The sequence below is a fragment of the Paraburkholderia sp. LEh10 genome (assembly GCF_017814945.1).
GTDB lineage: Bacteria > Pseudomonadota > Gammaproteobacteria > Burkholderiales > Burkholderiaceae > Paraburkholderia.
Genome location: NZ_JAGIPX010000035.1, coordinates 20,404 through 42,399 on the forward strand (window position 1 = coordinate 20,404; position 21,996 = coordinate 42,399).

Annotated in this window: 21 protein-coding genes; 15 read left to right on the plus strand and 6 right to left on the minus strand. The window is 63.0% G+C overall.

Translation table 11 applies throughout. The features are described from left to right. Nucleotides 1–1,183 (plus strand): dihydrolipoyllysine-residue acetyltransferase (gene aceF, locus J8I87_RS26025; RefSeq protein WP_245254170.1); only part of this gene is annotated, 1,183 nt, incomplete at its 5' end. A 270-nt stretch (nucleotides 1,184–1,453) separates the two neighbouring features. Further along, nucleotides 1,454–3,496: a dihydrolipoyl dehydrogenase gene (lpdA, locus tag J8I87_RS26030; protein WP_209934920.1), complete on the plus strand. Its 2,043-nt coding sequence runs from the start codon at nucleotides 1,454–1,456 to the stop codon at nucleotides 3,494–3,496. A 362-nt stretch (nucleotides 3,497–3,858) separates the two neighbouring features. Here lpdA and J8I87_RS26035 read toward each other — a convergent pair whose 3' ends face one another. Next, nucleotides 3,859–4,443 carry a phasin family protein gene (locus J8I87_RS26035; RefSeq protein ID WP_209934921.1) on the minus strand — a complete coding sequence of 195 codons (585 nt, stop codon included), beginning with the start codon at nucleotides 4,441–4,443 and terminating at the stop codon, nucleotides 3,859–3,861. Nucleotides 4,444–5,205: 762 nt separating this feature from the next. Between J8I87_RS26035 and pbpG the strand changes: the two genes are divergently transcribed. Continuing rightward, on the plus strand, nucleotides 5,206–6,366 hold the full coding sequence (gene pbpG, locus J8I87_RS26040; protein ID WP_209934922.1) for a D-alanyl-D-alanine endopeptidase: 1,161 nt from the start codon (nucleotides 5,206–5,208) through the stop codon (nucleotides 6,364–6,366). 71 nt (nucleotides 6,367–6,437) lie between these two features. Here the strand turns inward: pbpG and J8I87_RS26045 are convergent, their stop codons facing one another. Beyond that, entirely contained in the window at nucleotides 6,438–7,247 is an 810-nt protein-coding gene (locus J8I87_RS26045) for an IclR family transcriptional regulator (RefSeq protein WP_209934923.1), read from the minus strand. 189 nt (nucleotides 7,248–7,436) lie between these two features. On the opposite strand from J8I87_RS26045, the gene J8I87_RS26050 reads away from it, so the two are divergent. Beyond that, nucleotides 7,437–8,159: a (Fe-S)-binding protein gene (locus J8I87_RS26050; protein ID WP_209934924.1), complete on the plus strand. Its 723-nt coding sequence runs from the start codon at nucleotides 7,437–7,439 to the stop codon at nucleotides 8,157–8,159. 84 nt (nucleotides 8,160–8,243) lie between these two features. Then, on the plus strand, nucleotides 8,244–9,656 hold the full coding sequence (locus J8I87_RS26055; protein WP_209934925.1) for a lactate utilization protein B: 1,413 nt from the start codon (nucleotides 8,244–8,246) through the stop codon (nucleotides 9,654–9,656). 107 nt (nucleotides 9,657–9,763) lie between these two features. On the opposite strand, the gene J8I87_RS26060 is transcribed toward J8I87_RS26055, so the two are convergent. Next, nucleotides 9,764–10,264 carry a hypothetical protein gene (locus tag J8I87_RS26060; protein ID WP_209934926.1) on the minus strand — a complete coding sequence of 167 codons (501 nt, stop codon included), beginning with the start codon at nucleotides 10,262–10,264 and terminating at the stop codon, nucleotides 9,764–9,766. A 271-nt stretch (nucleotides 10,265–10,535) separates the two neighbouring features. On the opposite strand from J8I87_RS26060, the gene J8I87_RS26065 reads away from it, so the two are divergent. From J8I87_RS26065 to iscX, 10 genes are all read left to right on the plus strand, one after another. Then, a complete protein-coding gene (locus J8I87_RS26065) occupies nucleotides 10,536–10,772 on the plus strand; it encodes a hypothetical protein (protein ID WP_209934928.1) in 237 nt (78 codons plus the stop codon). Nucleotides 10,773–10,883: 111 nt separating this feature from the next. After that, nucleotides 10,884–11,411 carry a low molecular weight protein-tyrosine-phosphatase gene (locus J8I87_RS26070; RefSeq protein WP_209934929.1) on the plus strand — a complete coding sequence of 176 codons (528 nt, stop codon included), beginning with the start codon at nucleotides 10,884–10,886 and terminating at the stop codon, nucleotides 11,409–11,411. A gap of 110 nt (nucleotides 11,412–11,521) precedes the next feature. Then, entirely contained in the window at nucleotides 11,522–12,046 is a 525-nt protein-coding gene (iscR, locus tag J8I87_RS26075) for a Fe-S cluster assembly transcriptional regulator IscR (protein ID WP_209934930.1), read from the plus strand. 70 nt (nucleotides 12,047–12,116) lie between these two features. Then, nucleotides 12,117–13,340, plus strand: a complete 1,224-nt coding sequence (locus J8I87_RS26080) for an IscS subfamily cysteine desulfurase (RefSeq protein WP_209934931.1) — start codon at nucleotides 12,117–12,119, stop codon at nucleotides 13,338–13,340. A 59-nt stretch (nucleotides 13,341–13,399) separates the two neighbouring features. Next, nucleotides 13,400–13,816, plus strand: a complete 417-nt coding sequence (iscU, locus tag J8I87_RS26085) for a Fe-S cluster assembly scaffold IscU (RefSeq protein ID WP_209934932.1) — start codon at nucleotides 13,400–13,402, stop codon at nucleotides 13,814–13,816. A gap of 164 nt (nucleotides 13,817–13,980) precedes the next feature. Beyond that, entirely contained in the window at nucleotides 13,981–14,304 is a 324-nt protein-coding gene (gene iscA, locus J8I87_RS26090) for an iron-sulfur cluster assembly protein IscA (protein ID WP_209934933.1), read from the plus strand. 127 nt (nucleotides 14,305–14,431) lie between these two features. Then, nucleotides 14,432–14,959 carry a Fe-S protein assembly co-chaperone HscB gene (gene hscB / locus J8I87_RS26095; protein ID WP_209934934.1) on the plus strand — a complete coding sequence of 176 codons (528 nt, stop codon included), beginning with the start codon at nucleotides 14,432–14,434 and terminating at the stop codon, nucleotides 14,957–14,959. 103 nt (nucleotides 14,960–15,062) lie between these two features. Continuing rightward, entirely contained in the window at nucleotides 15,063–16,934 is a 1,872-nt protein-coding gene (hscA, locus tag J8I87_RS26100; protein WP_209934935.1) for a Fe-S protein assembly chaperone HscA, read from the plus strand. Between the two features lie 149 nt (nucleotides 16,935–17,083). Next, a complete protein-coding gene (gene fdx, locus J8I87_RS26105; RefSeq protein ID WP_209934936.1) occupies nucleotides 17,084–17,425 on the plus strand; it encodes an ISC system 2Fe-2S type ferredoxin in 342 nt (113 codons plus the stop codon). Nucleotides 17,426–17,441: 16 nt separating this feature from the next. Beyond that, entirely contained in the window at nucleotides 17,442–17,639 is a 198-nt protein-coding gene (gene iscX, locus J8I87_RS26110) for a Fe-S cluster assembly protein IscX (protein ID WP_075156764.1), read from the plus strand. Nucleotides 17,640–17,781: 142 nt separating this feature from the next. Here iscX and J8I87_RS26115 read toward each other — a convergent pair whose 3' ends face one another. The 3 genes from J8I87_RS26115 to prfB form a co-directional block, all read right to left on the minus strand. Next, nucleotides 17,782–18,540, minus strand: coding sequence for a glycine zipper 2TM domain-containing protein (locus J8I87_RS26115; protein WP_209934937.1), 759 nt, complete (start codon nucleotides 18,538–18,540; stop codon nucleotides 17,782–17,784). A gap of 379 nt (nucleotides 18,541–18,919) precedes the next feature. Further along, on the minus strand, nucleotides 18,920–20,461 hold the full coding sequence (lysS, locus tag J8I87_RS26120) for a lysine--tRNA ligase (RefSeq protein ID WP_209934939.1): 1,542 nt from the start codon (nucleotides 20,459–20,461) through the stop codon (nucleotides 18,920–18,922). Between the two features lie 99 nt (nucleotides 20,462–20,560). Then, nucleotides 20,561–21,665, minus strand: a protein-coding gene (gene prfB, locus J8I87_RS26125) for a peptide chain release factor 2 (RefSeq protein WP_209934941.1) whose coding sequence is annotated in 2 segments (ribosomal slippage) — nucleotides 20,561–21,583 and nucleotides 21,585–21,665 — 1,104 coding nt in all. Because the reading frame shifts where the segments join, the coding sequence is not laid out codon by codon here. Nucleotides 21,666–21,996 lie beyond the last annotated feature (331 nt).

Sequence of the window (21,996 nt, forward strand, 5' to 3'; positions counted from 1 at the left end):
GATGGACGTGCCGAGCCCGGCCGCCGGCGTCGTCAAGGAACTGAAGGTCAAGGTCGGCGATACGGTGTCGGAAGGCACGGTGATCGTGCTGTTGGAAGGCGAAAGCGGCGGCGCGGCGGCCGCGCCCGCTCCGGCGCCTGCTGCCGCGAAGCATGAAGAAAAGCCGTCGGACGCGCCCGTCGCGCCGTCACCGGCCCCCGCGCGTCCGTCCGCGCTCGCGCAGGCGCCCGTCATTCCGGCGGGCGAAGGCGGCGCGTATCGCGCGAGCCACGCGTCGCCGTCGGTGCGCAAGTTCGCGCGCGAGTTGGGCGTCGATGTATCGCGCGTGCCGGGCACGGGTCCGAAGGGCCGTATTACGCAGGACGACGTCACCGCGTTCGTCAAGGGCGTGATGACGGGCCAGCGCGGCGCGCCCGCGGCGGCTGCGCCCGCTGCCGCAGGCGGCGGCGAGCTTGGCCTGCTGCCGTGGCCGAAGGTCGACTTCACGAAGTTCGGCCCGATCGATCCGAAGCCGTTGTCGCGCATCAAGAAGATTTCCGGCGCGAACCTGCATCGCAACTGGGTGATGATCCCGCACGTCACGAACAACGATGAAGCGGATATCACGGAACTCGAAGCGTTGCGCGTGCAACTGAACAAGGAGCACGAAAAGGCGGGCGTGAAGTTCACGATGCTCGCGTTCGTGATCAAAGCCGTCGTCGCGGCGCTGAAGAAGTTCCCGACGTTCAATGCGAGCCTCGATGGCGACAACCTCGTGTTCAAGCAGTACTACCACGTCGGTTTCGCTGCCGATACGCCGAACGGTCTCGTCGTCCCCGTGATCCGCGATGCGGACAAGAAGGGCCTCGTCGATATCGCGAAGGAAATGACGGAGCTGTCGAAGCTCGCGCGTGAAGGCAAGCTCAAGCCCGATCAGATGCAGGGCGGCTGCTTCTCGATCTCGTCGCTCGGCGGCATTGGCGGCACGAACTTCACGCCGATCATCAACGCGCCGGAAGTCGCGATTCTCGGTCTGTCGCGCAGCGCGATGAAGCCGGTGTGGGACGGCAAGCAGTTCGTGCCGCGTCTGACGCTGCCGATGTCGCTGTCGTATGACCACCGCGTGATCGACGGTGCTGAGGCGGCGCGCTTCAATGCGTATCTCGGGTCGATTCTTGCCGATTTCCGGCGTGTGATTCTTTGATTGTTGAGGTTGTGTCGCTAGCGCTCGATGATCTCGTGGTTGATCTGGTCATTCGGGCGCTCTCGTTGAACCTGCTTTGTCGTCTCGCTTCATGCGTCGCCCCTGTGCGGGGCGGCACCTACTTTTCTTTGTCTTGCAAAGAAAAGTAAGCAAGAGAAAGCCGCGTCCCTGGCGGACGGCATTCAGCCTTCGCTTGTTCGCGGCGGGTCTTTGGAGCTAACGGTTTTCGCGACTCATCTTTCAACACGGTCAATAAGAGAAGGGGACACTATGAGTCTCGTCGAAGTGAAGGTGCCGGACATCGGCGATTTCAAGGACGTCGATGTCATCGAAGTCAATATCAAGCCGGGCGATACGATCGAAAAAGAGCAGTCGCTGATGACGCTCGAATCGGATAAGGCGTCCATGGAAGTGCCCAGCGATACGGCTGGCACGGTCAAGGAAGTCCGCGTCAAAGCCGGCGACAAGGTCTCACAGGGCACCGTCATCGCCGTCGTCGAAACGGCGGGCGAAGCCAAAGCCAGCCAGGAACCCGAGAAAGCCGCGCCGGCTCCCGCAGCGGGCGGCGGCGGCGTTCAGGAAATCAAGGTCCCCGATATCGGCGACTATAAGGATGTGCCCGTCATCGAAATCGCCGTGAAGGTCGGCGACCGCGTCGAGAAGGAGCAGTCGCTCGTCACGCTCGAATCGGACAAGGCGACGATGGACGTGCCGAGCCCGGCCGCCGGCGTCGTCAAGGAACTGAAGGTCAAGGTCGGCGATACGGTGTCGGAAGGCAGCGTGATCGTGCTGCTCGAAGGCGCAGGCGGCGCCGCGCCCGCTCCCGCGCCGAAGGCAGCCGCGCCGGCTCCCGCGCCTGCTGCGACGCCCGCGCCGCAAGCGGGCAGCTACGCCGGCTCCGCCGACATCGAATGCGACATGCTCGTGCTCGGCGCGGGCCCCGGAGGCTACTCGGCCGCGTTCCGTTCCGCCGACCTCGGCATGAAGACCGTGCTCGTCGAGCGCTATTCGACGCTCGGCGGCGTGTGTCTGAACGTCGGCTGCATTCCGTCGAAGGCGCTGCTGCATACGGCGCTCGTCATCGACGAAGCGGAAGCGCTCGGCGCGCACGGTATTACGTTCGGCAAGCCGCAGGTCGATCTCGACAAGCTGCGCGACTTCAAGTCGGGCGTCGTCAAGAAGCTGACGGGCGGACTCGCCGGCATGGCGAAGGCGCGCAAGGTCGAAGTCGTGACGGGCGTCGGCACGTTCGTCGATCCGAATCATATGGAAGTGCAGGGCGAAAGCGGCAAGAAGGTCGTCCGCTTCAAGCAGGCGATTATCGCGGCCGGTTCGCAGGCCGTGAAGCTGCCGTTCATTCCTGAAGATCCGCGCGTCGTCGATTCGACGGGTGCGCTGGAACTGCCCCAGATTCCGAAGCGCATGCTCGTGATCGGCGGCGGCATCATCGGGTTGGAAATGGCGACCGTCTACGCGACGCTCGGCGCGCAGATCGACGTCGTCGAAATGCTCGACGGCCTGATGCTCGGCGCTGACCGCGATCTCGTGAAGGTCTGGGAGAAGTTCAACAGCGAGCGTTTCGCCAACGTCATGCTGAAGACGAAGACCACGGGCGCCGAAGCGAAGCCGGACGGCATCTACGTGTCGTTCGAAGGCGAGAAGGCGCCCGACGGGCCGCAGCGCTACGACCTCGTGCTGGTCGCCGTGGGCCGCAGCCCGAACGGCAACAAGATCGGCGCGGACAAGGCGGGCGTGGCCGTGACGGATCGCGGTTTCATCGAAGTCGACAAGCAGCAGCGCACCAACGTGCCGCACATCTTCGCGATCGGCGATGTGATCGGTCAGCCGATGCTCGCGCACAAGGCCGTCCACGAAGGCCATGTCGCGGCGGAAGCGGCGCACGGCGAGAAGGCGTACTTCGATGCGATGCAGATTCCGTCGGTGGCCTACACCGATCCGGAAGTTGCGTGGGCGGGCAAGACGGAAGACCAGTGCAAGGCCGAAGGCATCAAGTACGGCAAGGCCGTCTTCCCGTGGGCCGCTTCGGGCCGCGCGATCGCCAACGGCCGCGATGAGGGCTTTACGAAGCTGATCTTCGACGAAGAGACGCATCGCGTGATCGGCGGCGGCATCGTCGGTCTGAACGCGGGCGACCTGATCAGCGAAGTGTGTCTCGCAATCGAAATGGGCGCGGACGCAACGGATATCGGCAAGACCATTCATCCGCATCCGACGCTCGGCGAATCGATCGGCATGGCCGCTGAACTGTACGAAGGCGTCTGTACCGACCTGCCGCCTCAAAAGAAGAAGTAAGACGCGGGCGGCGCGGGCTCACGCCGCTTTGCAAGCCAGGCATATGACGACGGCGCGCCCCTCGGAAGAAGGGCGCGCCGTTTTTCGTGGATGCCGCGACTGTCTCTGCTGCCGCTGCGCACGTCGCAGACATGCATGGACGGGAAACGAACGGCCAAAAAAAATCCCGGCCGGAGCCGGGCAAACGATACGCTGTTTAACGTATCGGAGCGTCTGGCCGCCTGGTCGCCGAAGCGTTGACCACGCGGCTCTGTTCAGTTCCGCCAGTCACTTCGACAGTGCATCTCGCGGCTGCGCTGGCGGATGATGGGGCATCCGTCGGCGCAGGTGAAGCCCGATCCGTTGAAACCGTTGCGTTATTCTTAGACAGTTGCCTTCTTGGCCGAAGCTGCCGTGCGCGAAGCTTGTGCTGCAGCTTGCGAAGCGGCCTTCGATGCAGCCGTTGCAGCCGCGTTGAAGTTGCTTTCAGCGATTTCGACAGCCTGCTTCGTTGCCTTGTGAACCGTTTCGTACGTCGTGTTCGCAGCCGTGATAGCCGACTTGATCACGGCGACAGCCGTTTCCGAACCAGCCGGTGCGTTCTTCGCGACGTTCTCGACGAGCGCCTGCACCTTCTTGTTCTGCTCTTCGTATTGAGCTTCAGCAACGCGTGCGAATTCAGCTTGCGTAGCCGATGCGATTTCGTACAGGTGACGGCCATACGACAGAACCTTTTCTGCCACCGGCTGCGTCAGGCTGGCTTGCAGCGCGAGCAGTTCTTGCGCGTCCTTCACCGACAGCGCGCGTTGTGCGTTTTCCTGGCTTTCCGCAATCGTCGACTTGACGACTTGCAGATTCAGTTCGACCAGCTTCTCGACGCCTTCGAATGCCTTCGAGGTCAGGCCGAACAGCGTTTCGAGGTTGGCCTTCTGCGCTGCGGCGAATTGCTCAGGGGTCAGCAGAGTCATGTTTACGCTCCTGGATTTCCGGCCCGTCTAACGCGGACCGAGTTGGGTTTGGACAACATCGGATTCGCTGGTACGCAGTGCATTGTGCGTCGCAGCAACGGTTCCCATTTTAGGACGGCTCTGATGGAAGTCAAGAACTATTTGGTGCAACGCACAACAGATGGAAATCTCCGAGAAAACAATAGGTTATGTAGTATTTATGACATTGCCATGAAGCGAGTGCACATAGGGGTTTGCACGGATGTAGTGCGGCATAAACCTCGCTCTCCGAGGCGGGGCAAGGCGCTGGCGTGCCAACGGCGCGTTTCTGGTCAAAAAGGTAAAATTCTTAGGTAAACCGAAAACCGTAGCGGAACGTTAAAACTCCATCCCGGTCCAACGCGCGACGTGCTGCTTCGCAGTCGTTGCTTAAAAGCCGACCGACCCGATGTGCGTGAAACGTACTTCGTGCGGCCGGACTCACGTTCCGGAACGCGCGCGGGCCAATCGTCTTACCACTGTGCGCGACCGTACTTCCCCTCATCAAGTTTGTGCTGAACATGCCGATATGCTGAACGAGTGAAAGCCATTCAGTGATACGGCGATGGCAACCTGCCGGCGCATCATTGGGATTTTCGATGATGTATGTGCAAGCTATTGCCTTTTCTCAATCGGGCGTGACAACTCGGTTTAAGTAAGGGTGATAAGTGCTTAATATTGCTAATTTTTAACGGTTTTACTACACTTGCGGACAACTCTCTCGCCGCTCCAACCAGAACACTAATGAAAACCGACATGTTTTCGTCACTGAAAGTGATGCAGGGCGCGGCGCTTAGCACCGCTCTGTCGGTGGCTGCCTCGGTGGTCATCGCAGCGGCTTTTGCCGCACCGGCCGACGCGTTCGCCGCATCGGCGACGGCTCCCGCCAAGTCGGCGAAAGCCGGCAAGAAATCGTCGAAGAAGGCTGCTGACACCGAGAAAGTGTCCAGCAAGTCGTCGGCGAAGGCCACCGCCAAGGACGACGACGAACCGCGCGCCGTCTCGAAGAAACGCCGCGTCTCGTACACCGCGAGCGGGCGCCATCACACGGCGGTGCGCCGCGTCGCGTTCGAGCCGCGTCAGCCGTCCGTCGGCACGGCGTTTGGCCTGCATGAAAGCCCCGATGTGCTGGCGCTGCGTTCGAGCGTCGCGTACGTCGTCGACCAGAACACGTCCGAGTCGCTGTTCGACAAGAACTCGCGCGCGGTCGTCCCCATCGCTTCGATCACCAAGCTGATGACGGCGATGGTCGTGCTGGACTCGAAGGCGGCGATGACGGAGCAGATCGAAGTCACGGACGAAGACCGCGATTACGAGAAGAACACCGGCTCGCGTCTGTCGGTCGGTTCGGTGCTTTCACGTGAAGACATGCTGCACATCGCGCTGATGGCGTCGGAAAACCGCGCGGCGGCAGCGCTGTCGCGCTACTTCCCGGGCGGCCGTCCCGCATTCATGGCCGCGATGAACGCAAAGGCGAAGGCGCTCGGCATGAGCGACACGCACTTCGAGAACCCGACGGGCCTCACGAGCCAGAACGTCTCGAGCGCGCGCGATCTGGTGAAGATGGTCAACGCAGCGTATCAGTACCCGCTGATCCGCAAGTTCTCGACCGATCGTAGCTACGAGGTCTATACGGGCAAGCGCACGATCGCGTACAACAGCACGAATGCGCTGGTGCGCAATTCGAGCTGGGACATCGGTCTGCAGAAGACGGGCTTCATCAACGAAGCCGGCGAGTGCCTCGTGATGCAGGCGACGATCCACGATCGTCCGATGATCATGGTGCTGCTCGATTCGGCGGGCAAGTATTCCCGCTTCGCCGACGCGCAACGTCTGCGTACGTGGATCGACAACGGTGGCGAGCAGCGCATCACGAGCGCGGACGCCAACGGCGCGGGCACCTGAGCCGGCAATCTCCCGGCAACAAAGAAAAGCCCCGCGTCGCGGGGCTTTTTTATAGCGCGCGGCGTTGCGCGCTATGCCGTCTGCGCGGACGACGAAGCCGCCTGTTGCGCTTGCGGGTGATAGCCGAGCGATTCGGAAATCACCAGCGCCGTCTTGCTCAACTGACCGAGCCACGAATCCTGCAGGCGGTCGGCGGGCGCCGACAGCGACAGGCCAGCCACCAGCCTGCCCGTATCGTCGTAGATGCCCGCAGCGATGCAGCGCACACCCAGCTCGAGCTCTTCGTTGTCGCGCGCGCACGACTGCTGGCGCACGTGGGACAGTTCGCGTTCGAGCTTCGCGAGATCGGTGATGCTGTTCTGCGTATGGCCCGAGAGGCCTGTGCGGGTCGCGTAGGCGCGCACGCGGGTCGATTCGTCGGCGGCGAGGAAGAGTTTGCCCACCGATGTCAGATGCAGCGGCGCCCGGCCGCCGATCGCACGCACGACCTGCATGCCGGAGCGTTCGGAGTAGGCACGCTCGATATAGACAATCTCATCGCCTTGCCGCACCGACAGGTTCACGGTCTGGCCCGTCAGCCGATGCAGTTCGCGCATCGGCATCAGCGCCGCGTCGCGCACCGACAGCCGCGCCTTGACCAGATTGCCGAGTTCCAGCAGCCGCATGCCGAGCCGGTACGTGCCGGGGTCCGAGCGATCGACGAGACGGCACGTCACCATGTCGTTCAGAATGCGGTGGGCGGTGGATGGATGGAGGTCAGTGCGCTGCGCTAGTTCCTTCAGGCTGACGGGGTCGCTGTGCGCGGCAAGCGCATCCAGCAGGCGCATCATTCGCTCGATCACTTGGATCGAGGTTTTTGGGTCCGGGTTCGTGTCGCTCATAAGACTAAACGGTTGACGCGTCAAACAGCGGAAGATTGATTGTATCTCGTATTGTGAAAAAAGCGAACGCCGTTCGAAATGGTCATCGGATCCGGATATTGCGGGGTTCATTGCGCGTAAGGATGGTTGCGCGTTGGTATTACGCCTCAAACAGCGGATAATCAGGGACGTTTCCCCGGAGGAACACTCATGCGAGTCGGTTTTTTCGTCACCTGCCTGATCGATCTGATGCGCCCCGAAATCGGCTTTTCCGCGATCAAGCTGATCGAGCGCGCGGGCTTCGAGGTCTTCGTCCCGCCCGCGCAGACGTGCTGCGGACAGCCGGCCTACAACTCCGGTGACAGACGCATCGCGCGCGACCTCGCGGAAAAGACACTGCGCGAATTCGAGCAGTTCGACTATGTCGTCGTGCCGTCCGGCTCGTGCGGCGGGATGATTCGCACGCACTACGGCGATCTCTTCGCCGACGATCCCGAACTGATGGGCCGCTTCGCGCGGCTGCGCCCCAAGGTCTACGAGCTGACCGACTTTCTCGCCACCGTCGCGAAGATCGAGCTGACGCCGGGCGAGTTTCAGGGGCCCGTCACGTATCACGATTCGTGTTCGGGCTTGCGCGAGCTGGGCGTCAAGCAGCAGCCGCGCGCATTGCTCGCGCAGGCGGGCGTCGCCGTCACTGAAATGAAGGGTTGCGAACACTGCTGCGGCTTCGGCGGCACCTTTGCGCTGAAGTTCGGCGATATCTCGACGGCGATCGTCGACGAGAAGTGCGCGAATATCCAGGCAAGCGGTGCGAGTGCCGTGGTGCTCGGCGATCTCGGCTGCATGCTGAATATTGAAGGGCGTCTGCGGCGCACGGGCGACACCAACACGCGCGTGCTGCACATCGCGCAGGTGCTGGCGGGCGACGCCTGAAGTGCGCGGCTGAAGTGCGGCTGGCCCGATCGCAATCGGTCGGCAAGCCGGTCATCACCCACAATCCCGATCCCCAAGGCCGTCATGCAAGTCCAAACGATGCAGTTCAAGGCCCGCGCGGGCCAGAAACTCGCCGACCAGCGCCTTCAGCAGAACCTGACGAAGCTGTCGACGAAATTCGTGTCGGCGCGGGCGTCGGCGATGACCGCGATCGATTTTCCCGCCACGCGCGCCGCGCTCAAGGAGCGCCGCAACCGCGCGTTGCAGGACCTCGACGTGTGGCTCGAAACCTTCGAGCGCGAGGCGACGCGGCGCGGCGTCACCGTGCTATTCGCCGAGACGACGCAGGACGCCGCGAAGCTCGTCGCCGACATCGCGCGCAAGCATGACGTGAAGAAGGTGATCAAGACGAAGTCGATGGTGTCCGAGGAGATGCGCCTGAACGAGGTGCTCGGGCAGATGGGCGTGCAGTCGATCGAAACCGATCTCGGCGAGTACATCCTGCAGATCAACGACAACGAGCCGCCGAGCCACATCATCGCGCCCGTCGTTCACAAGGACAAGGAAGAGATCGCCGATCTGTTCGCGAAGACGCACCAGCGCCCGCGCCTGACGGAGATTCCCGAGATGACGCGCGAAGCGCGCGAGATGCTGCGCCCGCATTTCATGACGGCCGACATGGGCGTCACGGGCGGCAACTTCGTGATCGCGGAGACGGGCTCCGTCGCGCTCGTCACCAATGAGGGCAACGAAGGCATGTGCACGGTGATGCCGCGCGTGCATGTCGCGGTGACGGGCATCGAGAAGGTGCTGCCGACGCTCGAGGATCTCGCGACGGCGATGCGTCTCTTGCCGCGCTCGGCGACGGGGCAGGACATCTCGAACTATTTTTCGGTCCTGACGGGGCCGCGCCGCGCGGACGACCAGGACGGGCCGGAGCATATGTACGTCGTGCTCGTCGATGGCGGACGGACCGGGCTCATTGGCGGCGACTTTCAGGAGATGCTGCGCTGCATCCGCTGCGGCGCGTGCATGAACCATTGCCCCGTGTATCAGAAGGTCGGCGGTCATACGTACGGCTGGGTCTATCCCGGGCCGATGGGCTCGGTGCTGACGCCGAGCTACGTCGGCATCGAGAAGGCGCTCGATCTGCCGCAGGCCGCGACGTTGTGCGGCGAGTGCAACAGCGTGTGCCCCGTCGGCATTCCGCTGTCGGACCTGTTGCGCAAGCTGCGCGAGCGTCAGATGGAGCGGCACCTGCGGCCGTGGCAGGAGCGCGCCGGACTTGCGCTGTGGGGTTATCTTGCGATGCGTCCGGCGGCCTATGGCCTCTTCACGAAGCTCGCCGTGCGGATTCTCGAGCGCATGGGCGGCACGAAAAAATCGATCGCGCGGCTGCCGCTCGGCGCCGGCTGGACGAGCACCCGCGAGATGCCTGCGCCCGTCGGCCGCACGTTCCGCGAACTGTACGCCGCGAGCAAGACACACATCGGCTAGCTGCGTGCGCGAAGGCTCACCGCAAAAAGAGGCTGCATCGCGCGAGCGATGCAGCCTCTTTTCGTTCGTTGCTGGTCCAACTGGCGCTTTCCGATCACGCCCGTCGACTAGTGTGGTCTGCCGCCGTCGTTGTTCCAGGCATCGCCTCGACCGACGCTGCGGCCTCCACCGTAATTTCCGCCGCCCTGTTGCTGTCCCGCGCCGGCCTGCACGGGCGGACGGTTGCCATGCCAGCCAGCGGAATTGCCACCCGCGTTCATGGGCGGATTCGCCGGCGGCGGAGGATGTCCGCGCGGCCCGCCGCCGTTCCCGCCGTTCCAGTTGCCGTGATCGTGGTTGCCATGGTCGTAACCATGCCCCCAGTAGTGGCGGTCATAGTCGCGGCCCGAATAGCCGCCGAAGCCCAGAAACAGGCTCGACTGCACGGGCGGCTCCGCGTACCCGTATGCGGGCACGCCATAGCCATCGTAATAGCCGTCGCCGTAATAGCCGTCGCTATAGCCGTAAGCGGGTGCGCCGCCGTATGGATACGCGACACAACCGCTGAGCGCCGCAGCGGCGCACACGGCGGCGATAGTGGGCGTGAGAGAAGGAATAAGACGTTTCATTTGAGTGTTAAGACAAGCGAGAGGCGCATTGCCCATACGTTATTTGTAGCGCCGATCGCGCATTACCGTTGTGTGCTTTTGTAAGGATTTCTTTCGGCAACCGAAAGTTAGCCCATGCCCGCCGCGCACGCGCATCGACTCATCGGACTGTTCATCTGGGGACAACGCTGTGTTGTGCCCGGGCGGGTTTATCCGGATTGCGTCCTCATCTACCATTTCGACTGGGCGGAGTGCGTCCCTGCACGACGTCCCAATGTGAGAGAACGAAATCATGAAAAAGAAAATATCGGTGTATTGGCCATTGGCTATTGTGTTGCCGCTCGTGGCAATCGCTTACCTGCATCTGTACAACGGGACGGCCGCGCAATCTTCGCAGTCGCCGCTGGCCGCCGATCGCGTATCGGCTGAGCTCGCGCGGACCGTATCGTACGGATTTGTGGGCGCCGACGCTGCGATGCCGACCCAGCCACTGTCCGCCACCGCGCGGATGCCCGCGCAGGTATTGTGAACGGTTGGCCGGCAAGCCTGGCGTGGCGCCGGCGGGATTTTGCACGACTTTGTATAATCGCGTCACTGTTTGACCCTTTATGACACTTGCGGCTGCGCCGCTCAGCCATTGATGAAAACTGTCGCCATCTGCTTCGTGTGCCTCGGGAACATCTGCCGTTCCCCGACTGCGGAAGGCGTCATGCGGCATATGCTGGCTGAGGCGAAGCTCGCTGATCTCGTGATCGTCGATTCGGCGGGCACGGGCGACTGGCACATCGGCGAGGCGCCCGACGAACGCGCGCAGCGCGCAGCCCGGAGCCGCGGTTACGATTTGTCGACATTTCGTGGGCGTCAGATTAGAGCCATCGATTTCGAGCGCTTCGATTTGATCATCGCCATGGACGACAAGAACGTCGCGGCGCTGCGGCAAGTTTGTCCTCCGGCTCAACGGGACAAGATCCGGTTGTTGATGGATTTCGCGACGGGCGCGGTTGCGTCGGGCGCGATCGACGTGGAAAAAGGCGCGCCGGGTTTCGATACGCGCGAGGTCGTCGATCCGTATTTCGGCGGCGGCGACGGCTTCGAAACCGTGCTGGACCAATGCGAAGCTGCCTGCCGCGGCCTGATTGCGGTATTGCGGCCCCAACTCACTCTCTAGCACGAGTTTTCGTTAAGTAAATGACCCAAATGGGGATAGGGATACTTGACTAAATTTGTCATGTATTTATACTTGACCAAACTTGTCGAGAATAGCGGTTCCCACCACATATGAGACTCACCACGAAAGGCCGTTTCGCCGTCACGGCGATGATTGACCTGGCGCTGCGCCAGGAGCAGGGCCCGGTGACGCTTGCGGGTATCAGCCAGCGCCAACACATCTCCTTGTCCTACCTCGAGCAGCTGTTCGGCAAACTGCGCCGGCACGAGATCGTCGAGTCCGTGCGTGGCCCGGGCGGGGGCTACAACCTCGCGCGCCGCGCGGAGGACGTGACGGTGGCGGACATCATCATCGCCGTCGACGAACCGCTCGATGCCACGCAATGCGGCGGCAAGGGCTCGTGCGAGGGCACGAAGCATCACGACGGCCATTGTATGACGCATGAGCTGTGGTCGACGCTGAACCAGAAGATGGTCGAGTACCTCGACTCTGTTTCCCTGAAAGACCTGGTCGACCAGCAACGAACGCGCGAAGGCGCGACGGCTGTGTTGCGCGACCGGCGCACCGAAGCGCCCGCCGTCGAGCCGCGCGTGGTGCCCAAAGGACCGAATTCCGTTTTCAACATGGCCGGCTGATAGCGCGCATCCAGACGTGCACAGCCTGACCCGCGAAGCCATACAGCACTGATGTTCCCCGGAGCGATTGATGAATAACGACATTCCCCACCTGCCCATTTACATGGACTACAGCGCGACGACGCCTGTCGACCCGCGCGTGGTGGACAAGATGATTCCGTACCTGCGCGAGCAGTTCGGCAATCCGGCGTCGCGCAGCCACGCGTATGGCTGGAATGCGGAGCGGGCCGTCGAGGAAGCGCGCGAAAACGTCGCCGCGCTCGTCAACGCCGATCCGCGCGAAATCATCTGGACGTCGGGCGCGACGGAATCGGACAACCTCGCGATCAAGGGCGCCGCGCACTTCTACAAGAGCAAGGGCAAGCATATCGTCACGGTGAAGACGGAGCACAAGGCTGTGCTCGACACCACGCGCGAGCTGGAGCGCGAAGGTTACGAAGTCACGTATCTCGACGTGAAGGACGACGGCCTGATCGATCTGGACGTGTTCAAGGCAGCGCTGCGCGCGGACACGATCCTGGTGTCGGTGATGCACGTGAACAACGAGATCGGCGTCATCCAGGACATCGAGACGATCGGCGAGATCTGCCGCGAGAAGGGCATCATTTTCCACGTCGACGCCGCACAGGCGACGGGCAAGGTCGAAATCGACCTGCAGAAGCTCAAGGTCGACCTGATGTCGTTCTCGGCGCACAAGACGTACGGCCCGAAGGGTATCGGCGCGCTGTACGTGCGCCGCAAGCCGCGTGTGCGCATCGAAGCGCAGATGCACGGCGGCGGCCACGAGCGCGGCATGCGCTCGGGCACGCTGGCGACGCACCAGATCGTCGGCATGGGTGAAGCGTTCCGTATCGCGCGCGAAGAAATGGCGACGGAAAACGAACGCATCCGCATGCTGCGCGACAAGCTGCTGCGCGGTCTGCAAGAAATCGAAGAAACGTATGTGAACGGCGACATGGAGCAGCGCGTCCCGCACAACCTGAACATCAGCTTCAATTTCGTCGAAGGCGAATCGCTGATCATGGCCGTGAAGGACGTCGCCGTGTCGTCGGGTTCGGCGTGCACGTCCGCTTCGCTGGAACCGTCGTATGTGTTGCGCGCGCTCGGCCGTAACGACGAACTCGCGCACAGCTCGATCCGCTTCACGGTCGGCCGCTTCACGACGGAACAGGACGTCGATTACGTCATTAACCTGCTGAAGGGCAAGATCGCGAAGCTGCGCGACCTGTCGCCGCTGTGGGAAATGCACAAGGACGGCATCGATCTGTCCACCATCCAGTGGGCCGCGCACTGAGCGCACGCCGGATTGGTCGATAAACGCACGCAGGTTGAATCGAATCAAGGAGTGACAACATGGCATATAGCGACAAGGTTCTGGACCACTACGAAAACCCGCGCAACGTCGGCTCGTTTGCGAAGGACGACGACACCGTCGGTACCGGCATGGTCGGCGCGCCGGCTTGTGGCGACGTGATGAAGCTGCAGATCCGCGTCGGCGCGGACGGCGTGATCGAAGACGCGAAGTTCAAGACGTATGGCTGCGGTTCGGCGATTGCGTCGAGCTCGCTCGTCACGGAATGGGTGAAGGGCAAGACGCTCGACCAGGCGCTCACCATCAAGAACACGCAGATCGCTGAAGAACTGGCGCTGCCGCCCGTGAAAATTCACTGCTCGATTCTCGCGGAAGACGCGATCAAGGCGGCCGTCGCTGACTACAAGCAGCGTCATGGCGAAACGGCTGGCGCGGCGAGCACGGAGCAGTCGGCATAAGCATCGGCGCATAAGCGGGCGCAGGCGCGCGTTTGAGCGCGGCCGCAGTGGCACGGCGCGGCATCGGAACGTGAATCCGACGCCCGCCGGAACGATTTGAAAAGCAGGCAGGGTCGCGACACGGGTCGTGAGCAGCGGCGGCGTGCCGCACATTGAGAAACGCTATGGCAATTACGTTGACCGAAAAGGCAGCACAACACGTCCAGAAATATCTGGCCCGGCGCGGCAAGGGCGTCGGACTGCGGCTCGGTGTGCGCACGACGGGTTGCTCGGGCCTCGCGTACAAGCTCGAGTATGTCGATGAGCTCGCGCCCGAAGACCAGGTGTTCGAGTGCAACGGCGTGAAGATCGTGGTGGACCCGAAGAGCCTCGCTTACATCGACGGCACGGAGCTCGACTTCGCGCGCGAGGGGTTGAACGAGGGCTTCAAGTTCAACAACCCGAACGTGAAGGACGAGTGCGGCTGCGGCGAATCGTTCCGCGTGTAAGCGCGCGAGCCATGCTGAAAAGGCGGCCTGTGCCGCCTTTTTTCAATTTCGACGCGCGCATTGCGCATTCGCATGTTGCCGCGATGTTCAACCTCGCTGCGCGCTTTAGACGGACGCAAGTAACCTGATGGCCTCGCTGAACGACAGTCACTTCGCTCTTTTCGACCTGCCGGAGCAATTCGCGCTCGATACGCCGACGCTCGACCACGCGTATCGCACGGTGCAGGCGCAGGTGCACCCGGACCGCTTCGCCGCGGCAGGCGACGCGCAGAAGCGCATCGCGATGCAATGGGCGACGCGCACGAACGAGGCGTATCAGACGCTGCGCGATCCCCTCAGGCGCGCGCGTTACCTGTTGTCGCTGCGCGGCGTGGACGTCGGCGCGGAGAACAACACGGCGATGGAGCCCGCGTTCCTGATGCAGCAGATGGAATGGCGCGAGGCGATCGAGGACGCGTCGGCCGCGAAGAACGTCGATGCACTCGATGCGCTGCTCGCGCAACTGCGCGACGAAGAGAAGGTGCGTTTCAGGAAGCTGGCTGCGTTGCTCGACAGCGGCTCGAATCAGGCGGCAGGCGAAGCGGTGCGGCAACTGATGTTCATCGAACGCGTGGCGGCGGAAATCGGCACGCAGATCGAACGGCTCGACAACTAGCGTGTCGATGCGCGCGTTGCGTTGCCGTTCGAACGCACCACCATCGCCACGCGAACACATTTGATCAGGACCGGGGCGAAACCTGCCCCGAAGAAGATTCCAGATGGCTTTACTGCAAATCTCTGAACCCGGCATGGCGCCCGCGCCGCACCAGCGGCGTCTCGCGGTCGGCATCGACCTCGGCACCACCAACTCTCTCGTCGCGGCCGTGCGCAGCGGCGTGCCCGACGTGTTGCCCGACGACGAAGGCCACTATCTGCTGCCGTCCGTCGTGCGCTACCTGGAGAAGGGCGGCCGGCGCATCGGGCGCGTCGCGAAAGCGGAAGCCGCGACCGATCCGCGCAACACGATCGTCTCGGTCAAGCGCTTCATGGGCCGCGGCAAGAGCGAAGTCGAGCATGCGGAGAACGCGCCGTACGATTTCGTCGACGCGCCGGGCATGGTGCAGATCCGCACGATCGACGGCGTGAAGAGCCCGGTCGAAGTATCGGCCGAAATTCTCGCGACGCTGCGTCAGCGCGCTGAAGACACGCTCGGCGACGATCTCGTCGGCGCCGTCATCACGGTCCCTGCCTATTTCGATGAAGCGCAGCGCCAGGCGACCAAGGATGCCGCGCGTCTCGCGGGCCTCAATGTGCTGCGTCTGTTGAACGAGCCGACGGCGGCCGCGATCGCGTACGGGCTGGACAACGGCGCCGAAGGTCTTTACGCGGTGTACGACCTCGGCGGCGGCACCTTCGATCTGTCGATCCTGAAGCTCACGAAGGGCGTCTTCGAAGTGCTCGCGGCGGGCGGCGATTCGGCGCTGGGCGGCGACGACTTCGATCATGCGCTGTACCGCTTCGTGCTGGAAAGGGCGAACGTACCGGCTCGGTCGCTGACACCTGAAGACGTGCGCCATCTGCTCGACACGGTGCGCGTCGCGAAGGAAACGCTGTCGTCCGCGCCGGCCGCGTCCATTCAGGTCACGCTCGCGAATGGCGCGAAGATCGATGTCACCGTCGACGAAACAACCTTCGAAACGATCACGCAGGCGCTCGTGCAGCGCACGCTCGGGCCGACGAAGAAGGCGCTGCGCGATGCGAAAGTAACGCCCGCCGACATCAAGGGCGTCGTGCTGGTGGGCGGCGCGACGCGCATGCCCGTCATTCGCCGTGCCGTTGAAAACTACTTCGGCCAGCCGCCCCTGACCAATCTCGATCCCGATCAGGTCGTCGCGCTCGGCGCGGCGATTCAGGCCGATCTGCTCGCGGGCAACCGCGGCGCCGACGGCGACGACTGGCTGCTGCTCGACGTGATTCCGCTGTCGCTGGGCGTCGAAACGATGGGCGGTCTCGCCGAAAAGATCATTCCGCGCAATTCGACGATTCCGATTGCGCGCGCGCAGGAATTCACGACCTTCAAGGACGGCCAGACGGCGATGGCGATCCACGTCGTCCAGGGCGAGCGCGAACTCGTGTCCGATTGCCGTTCGCTCGCGCGCTTCGAGTTGCGCGGCATTCCACCGATGGCGGCGGGCGCGGCGCGCATCCGCGTCACCTACCAGGTCGATGCCGATGGGCTGTTGTCCGTGTTCGCGCGCGAGCAGCATTCGGGCGTGGAGGCGTCCGTGGTCGTGAAGCCGTCGTACGGTCTCGCCGATGACGACGTTGCCCGCATGCTCGAAGACAGCTTCAAGACGGCCGAAGTCGATATGCGCGCGCGCGCGTTGCGCGAGGCGCAAGTCGAGGCGCAGCGGATGATCGAGGCGACGGAAGCGGCGCTCGCCGCCGACGGCGAATTGCTCGACGCCGGCGAGCACGCGACGCTCGACGGCCTCGTGGCGGCGTTGCGCGCCATCGCGTCAGGCGACGACGTCGACGCGATCGAAACGGCGACCAAAGCGCTTGCTGAAGGCACAGACGAATTCGCCGCGCGCCGGATGAACAAGAGCATCCGCCGTGCGCTCGCGGGCCGCAAGCTCGACGAGATCTGACGCAAGACGCGCGGGGCGCTGAAACGAAATCGCAATGCGCGCCGCGCCGCTGAAGCACGAAGCGCTGCCAAAATCGGCCGCGCCAACAGTAAAATGGTACGGTGCCTGAAGGGCGGCGTCCGTGCCCCACAGACCAGAACGGAATTTGTATGCCTCAAATCGTTGTGCTGCCTCATGTCGAACTGTGTCCGGACGGCGCGGTCATCGACGCCGTGCCGGGCAAGAGCATCTGCGACAACCTGCTCGATAACGGCATCGAAATCGAGCATGCGTGCGAGAAGTCCTGCGCGTGTACGACGTGTCATGTAATCGTGCGCGAGGGCTTCAACGCACTGGAACCGTCGGAAGAGGACGAGGACGATCTGCTCGACAAGGCATGGGGTCTCGAGCGGGAGTCGCGGCTGTCATGCCAGGCCCTCGTGCCCGAGGGCGACGATCTCGTCGTCGAGATTCCGCGTTATTCGATCAACCACGCGAAGGAAAATCACTAATAAGGAGCATGCAGCCATGAAGTGGACCGACACGCAAGACATCGCGATGGCCTTGACCGACAAGCACCCGGATATCGATCCGCAACAGGTGCGGTTCACGGATCTTCACCGCTGGGTGATGGAACTGGATGGTTTCGACGACGATCCGAACCGCTCGAACGAAAAGATCCTCGAAGCGATCCAGGCGGCGTGGATCGAAGACGCGGACTATTGAGCGCGTCGCGATTGCATCGCTCGCCGTAATGGCATTACGGCACAGAAAAGGCGACTCCCGTGCGGGAGTCGCCTTTTTCATTTGTGGCGCGAGTTGCCTACGCGCCTGATCGTCTCACGGGTTGTCGTGCTTGCCGGCTTGCCTAGCCCGCGACCAGCGCGCCATTCTGGACCCGCACACGTTGGCCTTGCTGGAACGGCGGCGGCTCGTGGTACGTGAAGTAGCGCGTCTTGCCGTTTTCCATGCGCACGCGCACCGAATAGCTGGTGGTGCTGCGCAGATGCTTTTCAACCGAATTGCCGGCGAAGCCGCCGCCGAGCGCGCCGAGCAGCGTCATCGCGGTCCGGCCGTTGCCGCTGCCGAACTGATTGCCGACAACACCGCCCGCAACCGCGCCGCCGACGGCGCCGAGGCCCGTGCCATGGCCCTCCTGACGGACTGCCGAGATCGCCTCGACGGTGCCGCACGTCGAACAATAGGCGGGTTTCGCGGGCTGCTCCGGTGCGTATTCCTGCTGCGGTTGTTGAGCGTATTGCGGCTGTTGCGCGTACTGCTGGCCCGGCGCCGGTGCGCGCGGGGCCTGCTGCGGCTGCTGGGCTTGAGTCTGCAGAGCCTGAGCCTGCTGAGCCTGAGCCTGCTGCGCGGCTTGCTGCTCAGCTTGCTGTTGAGCCGTCGCCTGCTGCTGCGGGGTCGGATTGGCAGGCTGCGCGGTATCGACGATCGGCTGCTGTTGCGTGACGGCAGCCGCTTGCGTCTGATCGTTTTGCGCGCCGTTGCTCGACGCCCTCGGGAACAGGCCCGTCACGGCCGCCGTTGCAGCGAGACTGGCGATGATGACAGCGCTTGCCGCCACGGCGATGAGGGGATGAAGGCGGCGTTGCGAATTGTTCGGATTATCCATGGTTGTAGGCCTCCGACTGAACAGGAGTTGACCTTTCCGTTGACCGTACTTTTTGAGCCATCGAGCGGCCCGCTCCACGAGGGACCGCCCGTATAAGTGTCGGACATGCGACCCGGGGCAGGGTTTCAATTTGTAACCACTGGCGCTCAGCGACGTATGTGCATATCGCACGCAAGAATTGCACCGGCACGGGAAGTCCGCGCCGACATTGCGTTCCATGGACTCATCGACGGGACACCGGACGCCGGAATTGCGGAGCTTTTACCGATGGTTACAAAGGGTCGATCTGCGTCGGCAAGAAGGGAAAGAAGGCGGAGGGAAGCCGCGCACGACGCGAACGCCGACGTGCGCGGATAAGGCAGTCAAGACCTGGCGCGGATCAGTCTTCGCGCCGCAGATGCGGGAACAGAATGACGTCACGGATGCTCGGGCTATCGGTGAGCAGCATCACCAGACGGTCGATCCCGATCCCGCAGCCGCCTGCGGGCGGCATGCCGTATTCGAGAGCGCGGATATAGTCGGCGTCGTAGTACATCGCTTCCTCGTCACCGGCGTCCTTCTGATCGACCTGCTTCTTGAAGCGCGCCGCCTGGTCTTCCGGATCATTCAGTTCCGAGAAGCCGTTCGCGATTTCGCGGCCCGTGATGAACAGCTCGAAGCGCTCGGTGATGCCTTCGACGGTATCCGATGCGCGCGCAAGCGGCGAGACTTCGACGGGGTAGTCGATGATGAACGTCGGCTCCCACAACTGCGACTCGGCCGTCTCTTCGAAGAGCGCCAGTTGCAGCGCGCCGATGCCGGCATTGAGGAACTGCGGCTGCGTCGTGTCGACGCCGAACTTCTTCAGTTCCGTGCGCAGGAACGCGCCGTCCGAAAGCTGCGCGTCGGTGTATTGCGGCGCGTACTTCTGGATCGCCTGCGTGATGCTCAGACGATGGAACGGTTTCGACAGATCCAGTTCGCGGCCCTGATACGTGATGGTCGCGTTGCCGAGCGCATCGACGGCAGCCTGGCGGATCAGCTGCTCGGTGAAGTCCATCAGCCACTTGTAGTCGGTGTACGCGGCGTAGAACTCCATCATCGTGAATTCCGGATTGTGACGCGGCGACACGCCCTCGTTACGGAAATTCCGGTTGATCTCGAATACGCGCTCGAAGCCGCCGACCACCAGCCGCTTCAGATACAGCTCCGGCGCGATCCGCAGGAACATCTGCATGTCGAGCGCGTTGTGGTGCGTGACGAACGGCTTGGCCGCCGCGCCGCCTGGAATCGGATGCAGCATCGGCGTTTCGACTTCCATGAAGTCCGCATCGGCCATGAACTTGCGGATCGACGACACGGCCTTGGTGCGCGCCACGAACGTCTTGCGCGCTTCGTCCGTGACGATCAGATCGACGTAGCGCTGGCGATAGCGCATCTCCTGGTCGGCGAGGCCGTGGAATTTGTCGGGCAGCGGGCGCAGCGCCTTCGACAGCAGACGCAGTTCCGTGCAGCGCACCGACAGCTCGCCCTTGTTGGTGCGGAACAGCAAGCCCTTGGCCGCGACGATGTCGCCGAGGTCCCACTTCTTGAAGGCTTCGTACGTCGCTTCGCCGACGTCGGCGGGCGTGACGAAGAACTGGATCTGGCCCGAGCCGTCGCGCACCGTTGCAAAGCTCGCCTTGCCCATTACGCGCTTGAGCATCATCCGGCCGGCCAACGCGACTTGCAGCGCTTTCGCTTCGAGCGCGTCCTTGTCGGCGTCCGCGTAGTCGGTTTGAAGGTCGGCGGCGTGGTGGGTCGGGCGGAAGTCGTTCGGAAAGGCGACGCCTTGCTCACGCAGCGCGCGCAGCTTTTCGCGGCGCTCGGCGATGATCTGGTTGTCGTCCAACTCGGCGACTGCGTTCTGCTGGGCAGCGTTGGGCTGGGTCGGTTCGGTCATGGTGATTGTCGGTGTCCGGTGCCTCGCGTGCGCTTGACGGCGCGGGCGCACAGGCGTTGAAAAAATGCGGCGCGGCAGAACGTGCCGCGCCGGGTGCGCTTAGATGCCCTGTTTCAGGCTCGCGCTGATGAACGCGTCGAGATCGCCGTCGAGCACGCTCTTCGTGTTACTGATTTCGACGTTGGTCCGCAGATCCTTGATGCGGCTGTTGTCGAGCACATACGAGCGGATCTGGTGGCCCCAGCCCACGTCGGTCTTGCTCGATTCCAGCTTGTCCTGCTCGGCCTGACGCTTGCGCATTTCCGCTTCGTACAGGCGCGATTTCAGCATTGCCATCGCTTCGGCGCGGTTGCGGTGCTGCGAGCGGTCGTTCTGGCACTGCACGACGATGCCCGACGGCAAGTGCGTGATACGCACGGCGGAGTCGGTCTTGTTGATGTGCTGACCGCCCGCGCCCGAAGCGCGGTAAGTATCGATGCGCAGATCGGCCGGATTGATGTCGACCTCGATCGAGTCGTCGATTTCCGGGTACACGAACACCGACGAGAACGACGTATGACGGCCGCCCGACGAGTCGAACGGCGACTTGCGCACGAGGCGGTGCACGCCCGTTTCGGTGCGCAGGAAGCCGTACGCGTATTCGCCTTCGACCTTGACGGTCGCGCTCTTGATGCCCGCGACGTCGCCTTCCGATTCTTCGAGCACTTCCGTCTTGAAGCCTTTGCGTTCGCAGTAGCGCAGGTACTGGCGCAGCAGCATCGATGCCCAGTCGCACGCTTCCGTGCCGCCGGCGCCCGCCTGAATGTCGATGAACGCGTTGTTCGGGTCGGCCGGGTTCGAAAACATCCGGCGGAATTCCATGTCTTCGACGCGCGCCGTCAGTTTCGCGACGTCTTCCTCGCACGCGACGAGCGTGTCCTCGTCGTTTTCCTCGCGCGCCATGTCGAAGAGTTCCTTCGTGTCGCGCAGGTCGTTTTCGAGCGAGCCGAGCACCTCGACGACGCCTTCGAGCAGCTTCTTTTCCTTACCGAGCGCCTGCGCGTGTTGCGAGTCGTTCCAGACGTTCGGGTCTTCGAGTTCCTTGTTGACTTCGATCAGTCGTACAGACTTGGCATCGTAGTCAAAGATACCCCCGTAGCTCGCCCGCGCGCGTGCGTAGGTCGGCCAGAGAGGCTTCGATTGAGTTGAGGCGTTCCGCTTCCATATGGTGTTTCGTAGGGTCTTGGGGTTTTTTGCCCTTGTGCGGGCATTGGCCGTTGTGCGTTCGCGGCGCGGGTGTTGCTGTTTGGTTTTTTGCTTTGGTTGGGCATCCGCGAATGCGATTTGCGTTGCCACTATCGCTGGCATCCGCGATGCGGTTCGTTTTGCCTTTGCGCGGGCATCCGCGATGCGCCTCGCGGCGCAAGCGTTGCCCCTGTGCGGGGCGGCACTTGCTTTCTTTGCCGCGGCAAAGAAAGTAAGCAAAGAAAGCCGCTCACACCGCCAACCCTTGACCTTTACCCACGGGCTCCCAGCGTCCCCGTACTACTCCTGTC

Coding starts and splice junctions, on each gene's coding strand:
- lpdA (WP_209934920.1), top strand. CDS start 1,454: ATGAGTCTCGTCGAAGTGAAGGTGCCGGACATCGGCGATTTCAAGGAC.
- J8I87_RS26035 (WP_209934921.1), bottom strand. CDS start 4,443: ATGACTCTGCTGACCCCTGAGCAATTCGCCGCAGCGCAGAAGGCCAAC.
- pbpG (WP_209934922.1), top strand. CDS start 5,206: ATGAAAACCGACATGTTTTCGTCACTGAAAGTGATGCAGGGCGCGGCG.
- J8I87_RS26045 (WP_209934923.1), bottom strand. CDS start 7,247: ATGAGCGACACGAACCCGGACCCAAAAACCTCGATCCAAGTGATCGAG.
- J8I87_RS26050 (WP_209934924.1), top strand. CDS start 7,437: ATGCGAGTCGGTTTTTTCGTCACCTGCCTGATCGATCTGATGCGCCCC.
- J8I87_RS26055 (WP_209934925.1), top strand. CDS start 8,244: ATGCAAGTCCAAACGATGCAGTTCAAGGCCCGCGCGGGCCAGAAACTC.
- J8I87_RS26060 (WP_209934926.1), bottom strand. CDS start 10,264: ATGAAACGTCTTATTCCTTCTCTCACGCCCACTATCGCCGCCGTGTGC.
- J8I87_RS26065 (WP_209934928.1), top strand. CDS start 10,536: ATGAAAAAGAAAATATCGGTGTATTGGCCATTGGCTATTGTGTTGCCG.
- J8I87_RS26070 (WP_209934929.1), top strand. CDS start 10,884: ATGAAAACTGTCGCCATCTGCTTCGTGTGCCTCGGGAACATCTGCCGT.
- iscR (WP_209934930.1), top strand. CDS start 11,522: ATGAGACTCACCACGAAAGGCCGTTTCGCCGTCACGGCGATGATTGAC.
- J8I87_RS26080 (WP_209934931.1), top strand. CDS start 12,117: ATGAATAACGACATTCCCCACCTGCCCATTTACATGGACTACAGCGCG.
- iscU (WP_209934932.1), top strand. CDS start 13,400: ATGGCATATAGCGACAAGGTTCTGGACCACTACGAAAACCCGCGCAAC.
- iscA (WP_209934933.1), top strand. CDS start 13,981: ATGGCAATTACGTTGACCGAAAAGGCAGCACAACACGTCCAGAAATAT.
- hscB (WP_209934934.1), top strand. CDS start 14,432: ATGGCCTCGCTGAACGACAGTCACTTCGCTCTTTTCGACCTGCCGGAG.
- hscA (WP_209934935.1), top strand. CDS start 15,063: ATGGCTTTACTGCAAATCTCTGAACCCGGCATGGCGCCCGCGCCGCAC.
- fdx (WP_209934936.1), top strand. CDS start 17,084: ATGCCTCAAATCGTTGTGCTGCCTCATGTCGAACTGTGTCCGGACGGC.
- iscX (WP_075156764.1), top strand. CDS start 17,442: ATGAAGTGGACCGACACGCAAGACATCGCGATGGCCTTGACCGACAAG.
- J8I87_RS26115 (WP_209934937.1), bottom strand. CDS start 18,540: ATGGATAATCCGAACAATTCGCAACGCCGCCTTCATCCCCTCATCGCC.
- lysS (WP_209934939.1), bottom strand. CDS start 20,461: ATGACCGAACCGACCCAGCCCAACGCTGCCCAGCAGAACGCAGTCGCC.